Genomic DNA, 12,968 nt, shown 5'->3' on the forward strand with positions numbered 1-12,968 from the left:
CATCGTATAATATCGGAGCAAGATATTTTATCCGTGAAATTTTAAAACCCTTGCCGGAAACGGAAAGGTCTTTGCTGGAGGCAAAAGTTCCTGCAGTAAAGCGTAGAACCTCATGTGTTTATGCAGATCTGAGAGAACTGATTTCAGAAATGGAACTGCGTAAAGCAGCATAAACACAGGCAGATATGCAGTGGATTACCTGTTATGTGGAAACCCGCCGTATCCGGCATGGAAGAAGCACATATCTGTGCAAAATCTAAGTAACAGGCGTATCCGCCGATATTTGGTCTGCCGCTTAAAGCGGCCGGAAGCACGTGACTTTAGTCATGTGAGGTTCACGATTGAGTAAACAGAAATATTATCTGATTTGATATAACCAATTGCAAAGAAGGGAAAATCTTCATGAGAAGTCATTGGACAGAAATAGAAAAATATTTAGAAGACCAGAAGGTAGCGCAGGAACTGATTGGAGAACTGAGAGATTTTCACATGCGTTATGAGGTAGAGGATCAGGTAAAGGAACGAGTAGAAAAACCGGATATCCTATTTTATGGGAAAAAGATTCTGGAAATGTCAACAGCAGCGCTTCTTCAGGGAGATAATCTGTTACTTTCCGGTGCAAAAGCTACAGGAAAAATGTACTATGTGAGACATTGGCATGGATATTCGGAAGACCGGAATACGATATTTCTTTTCATGTAAATACAGACAGTGCCGATCTGATTGGAACGGACACCTTTATAAATAATGAGGTTCGCCTTCGGAAAGGCTCCATCTACCAATGCGCGGAATTTGGAGGATTTGGAATCCTGGACGAAATCAATATGGCAAAAAATGATGCGGTTTCTGTACTGCATGCCACACTGGATCATCGGCGCAGAATCAATATTCCAGGATATAACAGGATTTTACTTCATCCGGCAACACGATTTATCGGCACGATGAATTATGGTTACGCAGGTACCAGAGAGCTAAATGAAGCATTGGTTTCAAGGTTTATGGTAATCGATATGCCTGAAATGGATGAGGATAGTGTTCTTTTTGTATTAAGGCAACATTTTCCAGATGGGGAAAAAAGTGCACTGAAAGCTTTTGCAGGACTGTTTCTGGATTTGCAGATCAAAGCTTACCATGGAGAAATCTCAACAAAATCTCTTGACCTGAGAGGATTGGTTTCTGCTGTAAAAGCAACAAGAAGCGGACTTTCTCCAATTGATGCAATCCAGATGGGAATCATAAATAAAAGTTTTGATGTATTTGAAAAAGAGATCGTAGAAGATGTGGTTTCTACCAGAATCCCATCTTCCTGGACCGGAAAAGACATATGGGGGTAAACTTGTATGGAGGATGTCAGATGGCCGGCGGAACAACTGGAAGAACATCATCTGGAGATCAGCAATCGTATCAGAAATCTTTTTTGGACAGTCAGTGGTGATTATGATACGGAATTTGAACCGGATACAGAAAAATATGTTTATTCAAAACAAACGGTTCTGTATGAGGCAGTGAAGCAGGGTGCCTTTGCACGATATTTTGATCAGAAGAAACTTGGCATGTATTTGATGAAAAAATTACATTTTTCTGCTGGAGAAGATATGCTTTTGCCTCTTCAGAGATTTCGGAATTATGAAGAACCAAGGGAAACAAATGAAAGAATCTTTCAATTTCGTGCATATGCCAATAACAGAGATGGGCTTGCACTGAAAACAGTCGGTTCCTCTCTCATGGAGCGACCGGAAAAAAATAAGATTTTAATCGTATTAAGTGATGGAAAACCCTGTGATATGAGCATACAACGACCAGGAACCCGCCAGCCCAAGATCTATGACGGAGAAAAAGCTGTGAAAGATACTGCATATGAGGTACGTCGGGCCAGAAATCAGGGAATTTTCGTAATTGGTATTTTTGTAGGGAATGAAGAAGAGCTCTCCGTGGAAAAGAGAATCTATGGAAAAGACTTTGCCTATATTCGTAATATCAGCAATTTTTCCCGTATAGTAGGAACTTTTTTGCGAAGACAAATTGATATGGAATGAAAATGGAGGAATCACTATGGGTAAAATTGAATTTGCCAATTGCCAGGATGTAAGAAATCAGAAAAAGATACAGGAATTAGATTGTCCACACTGTCATGAACCGGGAGGCATTGAAGCCTTTGTGAAAGACGGGATACTTGCAGAGGATGGAGTATGTGATAACTGCGGATATATTCTTCCAGAAGGAACAGAACTGGAGGAAGTGGAGTAAAACAGTTTGAAGTAATCCCGAATCTCACCTATAAATCCGGTGAACAGATGGAGCAACTTGGCAAGTATGGTTTTCTTCGCAGAGATTATCTGAAAAACCATCGAAATTCAACCTATCAGGTGATGCTTCTGCAGGATACGATAGGAGAGCATCTTCTGGAAGTGGACAAGGCAGCCAGGGAACGGGAAGAAGTGATTCTGAAACAGTTGGAAGAAAAAGAACCACTGCCGGATAAGGAGAAAGATCAGATGGCATGGGTAAGAGCTGCCAATCAGCACAGAGCGATTGCAGAAGAGATTATCCTGAAAGAATTGATTTATGTATAAGGATTGCCAGTAACTAATCTGGCAGGTAACTGATAAAAATAGAATATTGTGAGCGAAGTAAGGCGTGAGTCATAAGATATGGCTTGCGTCTTTTCCTTTTGAACTGGAAAGAAGGATGGGAGCATGGCACAGATTTTTCGTGTAGAGAGAACTAAGAATTTTACGGTAATGAGTAATCATCATTTCAAGAATAAGAATCTGACATTGAAAGCGAAAGGTCTATTATCGCTGATGTTAAGTTTAAAGTATCAGGCGGAACAGAATAGAAAGACAGCTGAGAACGAAGTGCAAAAATTGAAAAAAAGGATAAGATTGCAATCAGAGAAAATAAACGAGATAAAATTTTTCTGTGGAATCGGATATATAGTGGCACTTGTACTTTCAGCTTGTCTTATTAAGATGTGTTTCTTGTGATTTTAAATGCGATATTTCAGAATTGAATTACGATTTTTGGTAGATTAGATTGTTTGAAACGCATTTTTATGATATGATGATAAATACCATGTGAACAGATATTTCAAGCAAATAAGATTGAGGTGAAAAAATGGCAGTTAGTTACAAGAAATTGTGGAAATTGTTAATTGATAAAGAAATGATGAAGAAAGATTTGCGTGCAATGACAGGAGTTAGTACAACAACGATGTCTCGATTATCAAAAGATGAAAATGTAAGTACAGAGATTCTGTCAAAGATATGTTCTGCTTTGAATTGTGATGTGGGAGATATCATGGAATTTGTTCCTGATAAAAAAGAGGAGCAGTAAGGAGGTACGGGAACATGGATCATTCTTATCCTTATATTGCGTCTTTGACCAGAGAGCCGTTCCTTTTCTACGAAATGCGTTCTACCGCAAAGCTAATGGCAGAAGGAAATTCCGATGATGCAATTGTTAAAGAAATTGTAGAGCAGAATCTTTTTCAGTATCCAACGGAAAAATCTATTACACGCATGGCGAAAGCTGCATCAAACGGCTTCAGGCACTGGAAGATGATTCTCTGGTTTCTGCGATTGCTTCACAGCCGACGGATGTGGCAAAACAGATTTGTTTGTATGCGTTGATGAAGCAGAGCCGACTGGTCTGGGAATTTATGCTGACCGTCATTGGCGAGAAGTACAGATTAAGGGACACGTCTTTTGGTAAGATAGATTTGAATACATTTTTTATGCGCTTGCAGGAGCAGAATGATACCGTGGCTTCCTGGAGCGATACTACAATAACAAAGTTAAAACAGATAATTGCCAGAGTGCTTGTTGAAACAGAATATCTCGACAACCGGGGGGCAGATCATTTGAATCCAGTATGGCTGCATCCTGTTTTGGAGAATGCCATCAGAAGCAATGGTGATATGGCGATACTGCCGGCGTTTAATTGCTTTTCTTAGGAGGTAGCCAATGAGTGACATAAAAGAACGCCTGGACAAAGTTCGGGCATTGATTCAGGAACCGGAGTTCCTGGAAGGCAAAGGACTCAGCAATGAGGTGAATATCAGAATCTTCTGTTATGAACCGGAGAATGAAATGGTTGTCCGTCATTTTGTGAATCAGCTGGAAACTGATCAGTCCTTAGATTGCCATTTGATCGTTTGTAATTTATATAAAACATTTCTCTCTATCTGCGATGATATGGACATCACAGATGCAATTCCCGATATGGAAGAAGCTGACGGAAGTGCTTATCTTCTGGAGCAGCTTAACTCCGCAATCGGCAATGGAGAGTTCATTGATAAAATCCAGTATGAGCCACACGAACCGGGTGATGTGCTGATGCTGACAGGTGTGGGCGAGGTGTTCCCGTTTATGAGAATCCATACGTTATTGGAAGCCTTGCAACCGTATTTTTCGGATGTTCCGATTTTGGTTATGTATCCGGGTGAGTTTGATGGTCGTCATGTAAAACTGTTTAATCGTCTGACACCAAATGATTATTACCGGGCATTCAATGTCATAGATTAAGGGGGATAAAGCCATGATGATTCGAGATATGTTTGCGGATGACATTAACCGCAAAATCAATGGTGTAATTAAAGTAGATCAGGCTGCTGATGATGTAATCGAGCAGGAGTTAAATGAATATGTCATTACCAGAGAATTGAAGAAACATTTCATTACGTTCTTCAATTATTACGGTGATGCTTTTGACCAGCCGACAGCCGATATGGGTGTTTGGATTTCCGGTTTCTTTGGAAGTGGTAAATCTCACTTCCTGAAAATGCTTTCCTACCTTTTGGAAAATAAAGAGGTAAAAGGCATTCGCAGTGTGGAGCGTTTCCGTAAAAAGTTTGAGGACGACCCGGCAACCTTTATGCTGATTGATCGTGCCACAAAGGGACAGACCGAGACAATTCTGTTCAATATTGATATTGAGGGATTCAGCAATAAAGATAAGACTGCGGTTCTTCGTGTATTTGCCAAAATGTTCTACAACCATCTGGGATTTTACGGTGAGAATCTGAAAGTTGCCATGATGGAGCGTTATATTGACCAGCAGGGAAAAACTGAGGAGTTTCGCAGAGTTTTTGAAGAAAAGAAAGGCAAGTCCTGGATGGAAATGCGCCGTGCCTTTGCATTCAATGGAAAGTTTATTATTCCGACTTTAATGGAAGTTCTGGATATGAGTGAGGACGATGCCAAGGCATGGTTCAATGATAAAACGGCAACAGAAATATCTATTGCTCAGCTTGTGGAAGATATGAAAGCCTATGTGGATACTAAACCAGCGAACTTCCGTCTGCTGTTTATGATCGACGAAGTTGGTCAGTATGTCGGCACAGACACCGATATGCTTTTGAACCTCCAGTCTTTGACAGAAAAAATCGGAAGTGAGTGTGAAGGAAAGATTTGGGTGATCTGCACCGGACAGGAAGCCATTGATGAAATCATCAAAGTTCGTGCCGATGAGTTCTCCCGTATCCAGGCTCGTTTCAAAACAAGACTGAGCTTATCTTCTTCCTCCGTGGATGAAGTCATCCAGAAGCGTATTCTGAAAAAGAAACCGGAAGCAACAATGGATTTGGAAACCGTTTATGAGCAGAATGATTCTGTCCTGCGTAACCTGTTCAGCTTCAATGGCTCTATTCTGGATATTAAAGGCTATTCCGGTCCGAGGGAATTTACTGAGAACTTCCCGTTCGTGCCGTATCAGTTTATTATTATGCAGAAGGTATTTGCTGAAATCCGCAAGCACGGAAATTCCGGCAAGCACCTTTCCGGTGGTGAGCGTTCCATGCTGTCCGGTTTCCAGGAAGCTGCACAGAAAATTCAGGAGAAGGATGAGTATGCACTTGTTCCGTTCTTCCGTTTTTATGATACCGTACATACTTTTCTGGATGGTTCAATTCGTCGTGTAATTGAACGTTGCCAAAAAGCTGCCGACAACGGTGATGGCATCGAACAGCAGGATGTAGATGTACTGAAACTCCTGTATCTGATTCGGTATATTGATGATATTCCTTCCAATCTGGACAATATCGTTATCCTTATGGCAGATGATATTCGTGTGGATAAGATTATCATGCGTGAAGCTGTCCGTGGATGCCTTGACCGTCTGATGAGCCAGAACTATATCGGCAGAACCGGAGACACTTATAACTTCCTGACGGATGAAGAACAGGATATTCAGCGTGAAATCCGGGATACCAATGTAGATACCGCTTCTATCGTAGAGCGTATCGCTCAGATGATTTACGGTGATATTTTCACAACCAAGAAGTTCCGTTATGGAAAATATGACTTTGCTTTCGATCAGATGGTGGACGGCATTACAGTTGGAGTGGCAACAGGTGGTATGCGTCTGCGTTTCCTGACCGTTGCTACCGATGCTATTGAAAAAACAGATTACCGTCTGATGGCGGAGTCCAAAGGTAATGAAGCAATCGTGGTTCTGGCTGATACGCCTTACTATGAATCTCTGGAATCTGCTATGAAGATTCGTAAGTACGTAAAGCAGAGAAATGTAAGCCAGCTTCCAAAAACTGTGCAGAAAATTATCAGTGACCAGCAAGACGAAGCCGGAAAATATGAGCTGAGTGCCATGAGCGAATTGCAAAATGCTATTGAAGGGGCGCAGTTCTATGTAGACGGTGAGCATCTGGAAATCAGAGCTGGAAATGCTAAGAGCAAGATTGACCAGTCGCTTGAATATCTGGTTGCCCATGTATATAGCAAGCTCGACCTGATTACAGATAATGCAGGCAGTGATGTAGATATTATTGCGATTCTGACAGGTGCGGTAACGGCACTTCCGGGCATGGAACCGAACCGTGATGCTGCTTCTGCTATGGAAGAATATCTGGAAATGCAGGATGTGAAAAAGTTGCCGACTTCTATGGCAGATGTGCAAAGCAAATACAGTGCGATTCCGTATGGATGGAAAGAAATCGATATTGCTGCGGTTGCGGCACAACTGATTTATTCCCAGAAAGTAACCATCAAGTATGCAGGCAATACCATTCAGCCGGATGACCCGAAGTTGCCGGATATGCTCCGCAAAAAGAGTGAGATCGGCAAGACTTCCATCAGCAAGCGTAAAAACATTTCTGCTACGATGATGCGTGATGTAAAAGCGATGCTCCGAGAGTATTTCGACATTATGGATGTGCCGGATGATGAAGATGGTCTGATTCGCTTTGTGACGGAGAAGTTTACCGAGCAGCGTGATTACTATGCTTCTTTGGATGCTTGTTATGACGGACATAAATACCCGGATCGTGCATTAGTGCAGGAAGCTATTCATCTGATGGATGATGTTCTTTCTCAGAAGAAAGACAATATTGCCCTGATTGAGCGTGTGCTGAAAAAAGAGGATGCTCTTTTCAACAATAAAGAAGCCATGAGCAACGGCATTGAAAACTTCTTCAAAACCCAGGTAACAGTATTCGACCAGGCAGTGCAGTTTGAAAAATCTCTGCATGATGACCTTGACCGGATTGCAGAAAATGAGGAAGCACATAAGGCACTGAATACTATTCGATTGATTACGATGGTTCAGACCGGAAGCAAGTTCAACTATAACCGGATTCGTGAACTGAATCCGTTGATGGATACGGTTCGCACCGCCCATGACAAGATGCTGGAAGAAAAACGTGCTGAGGTTCTGGAAACGGTTCGTCAGTGTATGGAAGCGACCCATACTGCTGCAAACGGCGATTCCAAGGCATCCCATCTGATTGAAAAATCGGATCGGTATTTCAGTCAGTGCAAGGAGAAAATCGCAGAATTAAAGAGCCTTGCCCTTCTGGATGCTATGTTCTTGCCGATGTGCCAGTACAAGGATGATACTATCAGCAATATCGAGTCAGTTCTGGCTCCGCCTGCACCGAAGCCGCAGGTACAGCCGACACAGCCAGGAAAAGAAACTGCTCCGGCAAAGAAAAAGGTTGTCCGTGCTTATAACCGACAGGTTGTATTCCAGGCAAAGACCTTACAAACGGATGAAGACATTGATGATTATGTAGAGAAGATTCGTTCTCAGCTGAAGCAACTCTTGAAAAATTGCGATGAGATCAAGCTGAACTAACGAGGAGAGACGAGTATGGATAAGAATGCGATTAAAAAATTTGCTGTCTGGGCAAGAACAGAGCTGATCGCCCGTGTTTCCCTAAAAGGCGTGGAATACGGTATCACAGAGGATAATATCGAGGCCGCCAATGCGGACAGCGTTGGCGGCAAAGTCCTCACTGCTGATGAAAAGAAACAACGTCAGGCTTTGATTGCCGAGATTAACGATAAAGGCTATAAGCAGGTCATGGAGGAGGTTGCCTACACTTGGTTCAACCGCTTCTCTGCTCTACGATTTATGGAAGTCAACGGTTACATTCCTTCCCATGTGCGTGTATTCACGGACGAGGAAAACAACTTTAAGCCGCAGATTATAACCGAAGCCATTCATCTGGATTTGGATGGATTGGATATGGAAAAGGTCTATGAACTGAAAGATGCCGAAAAGACCGAAGAACTGTATAAATATCTGCTGATCGTGCAGTGTAACGCCTTGAATAAGATTCTGCCGGGAATGTTCCAGAAGATTGCGGACTACACCGAGCTTCTTCTGCCGGACAATCTGCTCCGTGAAGGCAGTGTCATTCAGCAGATGATCGAGTTGATACCGGAGGATGACTGGAAGGATGCTGTCCAGATCATCGGCTGGCTGTATCAGTATTATAACAGTGAGAAAAAGGATGACGTTTTCGCAGCACTGAAAAAGAATGTGAAAATCACAAAAGAAAACATCCCCGCAGCAACTCAGCTTTTCACACCAGACTGGATTGTTCGCTACATGGTAGAGAACAGTCTTGGTCGTTTATGGCTGGAGGGACATCCGGATGTGAAAGAGCAGCTTCTTCCTACCGAGGAAGAACAGTCTGCCTATGCTGCCGGAAACCGTGATCCGGAAGATACCAAATGGCACTACTATCTGGAAGAAGCTGAGCAGGAGCCGGAAGTGCAGGCACAGCTTGCCGAGATTCGCAAGGAATACGCCGCGCTGACACCGGATCAGCTGAAAGTTATTGATCCATGTTCCGGTTCCGGTCATATTCTTGCGTATATGTTTGATGTGCTGATGAAGATATATGAATCTTACGGTTATACCACCCGTGAAGCAGTGGCAAGCATTGTAGAGAACAATATTTATGGTCTGGATATTGATGACCGTGCAACACAGCTGGCTTACTTTGCGGTAATGATGAAAGCCCGTCAGTATGACCGACGCTTCTTCAGCCGTGGCATTCAGCCCCATGTGTATGCTATTGTAGAGAGCAATCATGTAGATGAATTTGCCGTGGACTATTTCTGCAATGGGGATGCAAAGCTCACGACAGCTATGGATACCATCATTAAAGAATTGCATGATGCAAAAGAATACGGCTCGATTCTGACCGTAACACCGCAGGATTGGTCTACACTGTATGACCGTTTTGCAGAGATTACGGAAGATATAAATATGTCCCGTGAGACGGCACTGAGAGAATTGTTGCCGTTGGTGCAGGTGGCAGAAGCACTGGCGCAGAAGTATGATGTGGTAGTGACAAATCCGCCGTATATGGGTAGCTCTGGTATGAGTATAAAGCTCTCTGATTATGTTAAAAGTGATTACCCAGATAGTAAAAGTGATTTGTTTGCTGTGTTTATTGAACGTTGCGGACAAATGACAAAGAAAAATGGCTGTCAGGCAATGATTACACAACACGCTTGGATGTTCCTTGCAAGTTATGAGAATATTAGAAAGAAAATTTCTAAAAAAGCTATTATAAATATGGCGCATTTGGGAGCTCGTGCCTTTGAAGAAATTGGTGGAGAAATTGTACAAACAACCAGCTTTGTAATAGGAAACACATTTTTGAACAATTATCTTGGTACATATTGCAGACTTGTTGATCCGACGACACAAACTGGAAAAGAGGAACTCTTCATTAAAGGAAAAGAACGGTATATATCTAATCAACTACGATTTCAAAAGATACCAGGTGAACCGATAGCTTATTGGATTAGTGAACAGTTTGCTAATTGTTATGATAATGAGTTATTGGAGAAAGTTGCATTTTCTGATGGACAAATTTTAACTGGTAATAATGACAAGTATTTGAAATTGTTGTGGGAAGTGAATGCTCATGATATTGAAGCAAGGAAGTGGGCGTTACACGCTAAAGGAGGTGAATTTAGGCGATGGTATGGCAATATTGATACCGTAGTAAAGTTTGATCCAATCACGATTCAGCATTATAAAAGAGATAAAATTGCACGATTCCCCAAAGATGAAATCCTTTTTAGGAGAGGAATCACATGGACCCTTGTTTCGATGAATCCTTTGTTTGGCGTAAGAGAACTTGGTAAAAATTTGACATTTAATAAAGCGGCAGCAACAATATTGTTTAATGATGAAACTATTATAGATTATGTGTTAGGATTTTTAAATTCCAAGGTGTCACAAGCACTTTTAAGAATTATAAACCCGACAATGAATAATAATATCAAAGATATACTCAATATGCCATTTATCAAAGATATGAATTTTTATCCGCAGGTTAAATCCTTAGTCCAATATAATATTAGTATTTCAAAGCAGGATTGGGATGCTTTTGAAACCTCATGGGATTTTCAAAAGCATCCACTGCTTCGCAAAGTTTCTACCATTGCGGAAGCCTTTGACCAGTGGCAGACTGAATGCAATGACCGTTTTAACCAGCTGAAAGCCAATGAGGAAAAATTGAACCGTATTTTCATCGACATTTACGGTTTACAGGATGAGCTGACACCAGAGGTTGAGGACAAGGACGTTACTGTCCGCAAAGCTGATCTTGGCAGAGATATTCGCTCGTTCATTTCCTATGCGGTTGGCTGTATGTTCGGTCGCCACTCTCTGGATGCGGATGGTCTTGTCTATGCAGGTGGAGAATGGGATAACAGCAAATATAGTTCTTTTGCTGCGGATAAGGATAACATTATCCCGATTTGCGACGATGAATATTTTGAGGATGATATTGTCGGTCTATTCGTGGAGTTCGTAAAAACTGTTTACGGTGTAGATACCTTAGACGAAAACCTGAAATTCATTGCCGATGCACTGGGGGGAAAAGGTCAGCCGAAAGATGTGATTCGGAATTATTTTCTGAATGATTTTTATAAAGATCATTGTAAGATTTATCAGAAACGCCCGATTTACTGGCTATTTGACAGCGGCAAGAAGAATGGATTTAAGGCTCTGATTTATATGCACCGCTATCAGCCGGACACCATTGCCCGTATCCGTACCGATTATGTGCATGAACAGCAGGCTCGTTATCGTACTGCTATTGCGGATTTGGAACAGCGTATGGTCAATGCTTCCACTGGCGAGCGTGTGAAGCTGAACAAAAAGTTGAATACCTTGCAGGCGCAGGATACTGAAATCAGAATTTACGAGGAAAAGATTCATCACCTTGCCGACCAGATGATTTCCATTGATCTGGATGATGGTGTGAAGAAGAATTATGCAATATTTGATACAGTATTAAAAAAATTATAAATAGGAGACGAAGAATCATGAAAATTATGGTTACACTTACACAGCGTACAGGAGTTGCATATGCAACGGCAGAATATGATGGAAAGATAATTACTGTTCTGGCAGGTGGCAAAATAAGTCCGGATTTTGCAAATCATATCAGAGGTGGGAAAACCGCTAAAGCATATCGAGACAATCCAGAGTATGTGGATAAGAATGGTAATATTCTTAAAAACTGTGAGTTTACCAGCTCTTCAACAGCGGCTCAGTTTGTGACGGGGCGAAGTACAAATGGGTATAAGGCTTGGAAAGTTGAAAAGAAACTTAGTCTTGGTCAATATTTGAAGGATAAGGGCTTGCGTTAATGGGGGTGGTATTTTGATTGATGTTACTGTGAAAATTACAGCGATTATAATGTATTGCGATGAAAGTATACTTAATCTTGAATTGGGAAATGGTTATACTATCGAGAAGTGCTATTATGATGATTTCCCATTCAAATCAGAAATTGAAAATGGAAAAAATCAACTATGTATTGAGTATATAGGCTCACGTTTACATGATGAAAATGGTTCATACTTTATCTGCCTAAAAAAAGAAGATGTATTTTTGATAGATGGTCCTCAGATTGTTCCGGGTGCTGTAATCACGAATAAGACTTGCCAATGTGAAGATGAAATTGGAGCTTACCAAGAGCAAGAGGTACAATATTTGCATAAAATATTTTCGTTGTTGCGTTTATATAAAAACGGGAACATTGGATTATATCAAACATTTTTCAATTACAGATTTAAGGTGTTGGGTTTTATAAATAATACTCAGAACCATACGAGCAAGAATAGTACCAGAAATGCTTATGATGAACGAAAATATATACTTGCAACAGAAGATGTTGAACGCTGTAATCAGTTTTTAAGAGATTATAAATTACAAATTTATTCCATGATGAAACCTATTATTGATGAGTTTGTGTGGGGATTGGAGCAGACAGATGCTCCAACTGGATTTGAACAGTATACGACAGCATTAGAAATGGCACTTTTGCCGGTAAATCAACCAGGTAAAAAACAAATGTTATCCAATCGCATTGCAGTTTTGCTTGGAAAGAATGATGCAGAAGTTGTAGGAATACATGATAAGATGCTGGACTTTTATCGTTATCGCTCAGAATCCTTACATGAAGGTGATGGAAGCAATATCTCAAAGCAAGAACTCATTGAAATGGAAAATTATGTTCGTCAGACTATTACTGCAATTATGCAGAAATCTAAATGTCAGCTCGCTATCGACAATACGAAAACGTGGATTGATATTAAGAACGACTTGATGAATGAGCTGATTTCCAAAGTGGTAAATAAGAAAACTGCGGGTATTTTATAATATGAATGGTGGCAATAGCTGCCAAAGAGAGCGAG

Annotated in this window: 9 protein-coding genes and 3 pseudogenes; all 12 read left to right on the forward strand. The window is 41.2% G+C overall.

What is annotated here, in order from left to right; translation table 11 throughout:
• Positions 1 to 402 precede the first annotated feature (402 nt).
• The 12 genes and pseudogenes from DXA93_RS20585 to DXA93_RS09610 all read left to right on the forward strand — a co-directional run bounded on the left by DXA93_RS20585 (position 403) and on the right by DXA93_RS09610 (position 12,933).
• A pseudogene (locus tag DXA93_RS20585) lies at positions 403 to 1,334 on the forward strand (AAA family ATPase).
• 6 nt (positions 1,335 to 1,340) lie between these two features.
• On the forward strand, positions 1,341 to 2,036 hold the full coding sequence (locus tag DXA93_RS09560; protein ID WP_118595781.1) for a cobaltochelatase CobT-related protein: 696 nt from the start codon (positions 1,341 to 1,343) through the stop codon (positions 2,034 to 2,036).
• Positions 2,037 to 2,052: 16 nt separating this feature from the next.
• On the forward strand, positions 2,053 to 2,247 hold the full coding sequence (locus tag DXA93_RS09565) for a hypothetical protein (protein WP_118247149.1): 195 nt from the start codon (positions 2,053 to 2,055) through the stop codon (positions 2,245 to 2,247).
• Positions 2,205 to 2,573, forward strand: coding sequence for a TnpV protein (locus DXA93_RS09570; RefSeq protein ID WP_118595780.1), 369 nt, complete (start codon positions 2,205 to 2,207; stop codon positions 2,571 to 2,573). Before DXA93_RS09565 ends, DXA93_RS09570 begins: the two co-directional genes overlap by 43 nt.
• A 123-nt stretch (positions 2,574 to 2,696) precedes the next feature.
• Positions 2,697 to 2,816, forward strand: a pseudogene (locus DXA93_RS09575) (helix-turn-helix domain-containing protein); the annotation flags it as partial.
• A gap of 301 nt (positions 2,817 to 3,117) precedes the next feature.
• Entirely contained in the window at positions 3,118 to 3,336 is a 219-nt protein-coding gene (locus tag DXA93_RS09580; protein WP_002578407.1) for a helix-turn-helix domain-containing protein, read from the forward strand.
• 74 nt (positions 3,337 to 3,410) lie between these two features.
• Positions 3,411 to 3,955: pseudogene (locus DXA93_RS09585) on the forward strand (DUF1819 family protein).
• A gap of 10 nt (positions 3,956 to 3,965) precedes the next feature.
• Positions 3,966 to 4,526, forward strand: a complete 561-nt coding sequence (locus DXA93_RS09590; protein WP_055219002.1) for a DUF1788 domain-containing protein — start codon at positions 3,966 to 3,968, stop codon at positions 4,524 to 4,526.
• 13 nt (positions 4,527 to 4,539) lie between these two features.
• The gene (gene brxC, locus DXA93_RS09595; RefSeq protein ID WP_055219000.1) at positions 4,540 to 8,088 is read left to right on the forward strand and encodes a BREX system P-loop protein BrxC; all 3,549 of its coding nucleotides are present in this window, start codon (positions 4,540 to 4,542) and stop codon (positions 8,086 to 8,088) included.
• 15 nt (positions 8,089 to 8,103) lie between these two features.
• Positions 8,104 to 11,574 carry a BREX-1 system adenine-specific DNA-methyltransferase PglX gene (gene pglX, locus DXA93_RS09600; RefSeq protein WP_118595779.1) on the forward strand — a complete coding sequence of 1,157 codons (3,471 nt, stop codon included), beginning with the start codon at positions 8,104 to 8,106 and terminating at the stop codon, positions 11,572 to 11,574.
• A 17-nt stretch (positions 11,575 to 11,591) separates the two neighbouring features.
• Positions 11,592 to 11,918 (forward strand): DUF4357 domain-containing protein, encoded by a 327-nt coding sequence (locus DXA93_RS09605; RefSeq protein ID WP_118595778.1) that lies wholly within the window; start codon positions 11,592 to 11,594, stop codon positions 11,916 to 11,918.
• A 13-nt stretch (positions 11,919 to 11,931) separates the two neighbouring features.
• Entirely contained in the window at positions 11,932 to 12,933 is a 1,002-nt protein-coding gene (locus tag DXA93_RS09610) for a hypothetical protein (RefSeq protein ID WP_118595777.1), read from the forward strand.
• The last annotated feature ends 35 nt before the right edge of the window (positions 12,934 to 12,968 follow it).

Source organism: Blautia sp. OF09-25XD (assembly GCF_003482095.1).
GTDB classification, from domain to species: Bacteria; Bacillota; Clostridia; order Lachnospirales; family Lachnospiraceae; genus Fusicatenibacter; species Fusicatenibacter saccharivorans.

Coding starts and splice junctions, on each gene's coding strand:
- brxC (WP_055219000.1), top strand. CDS start 4,540: ATGATGATTCGAGATATGTTTGCGGATGACATTAACCGCAAAATCAAT.
- DXA93_RS09580 (WP_002578407.1), top strand. CDS start 3,118: ATGGCAGTTAGTTACAAGAAATTGTGGAAATTGTTAATTGATAAAGAA.
- DXA93_RS09565 (WP_118247149.1), top strand. CDS start 2,053: ATGGGTAAAATTGAATTTGCCAATTGCCAGGATGTAAGAAATCAGAAA.
- DXA93_RS09605 (WP_118595778.1), top strand. CDS start 11,592: ATGAAAATTATGGTTACACTTACACAGCGTACAGGAGTTGCATATGCA.
- DXA93_RS09590 (WP_055219002.1), top strand. CDS start 3,966: ATGAGTGACATAAAAGAACGCCTGGACAAAGTTCGGGCATTGATTCAG.
- pglX (WP_118595779.1), top strand. CDS start 8,104: ATGGATAAGAATGCGATTAAAAAATTTGCTGTCTGGGCAAGAACAGAG.
- DXA93_RS09560 (WP_118595781.1), top strand. CDS start 1,341: ATGGAGGATGTCAGATGGCCGGCGGAACAACTGGAAGAACATCATCTG.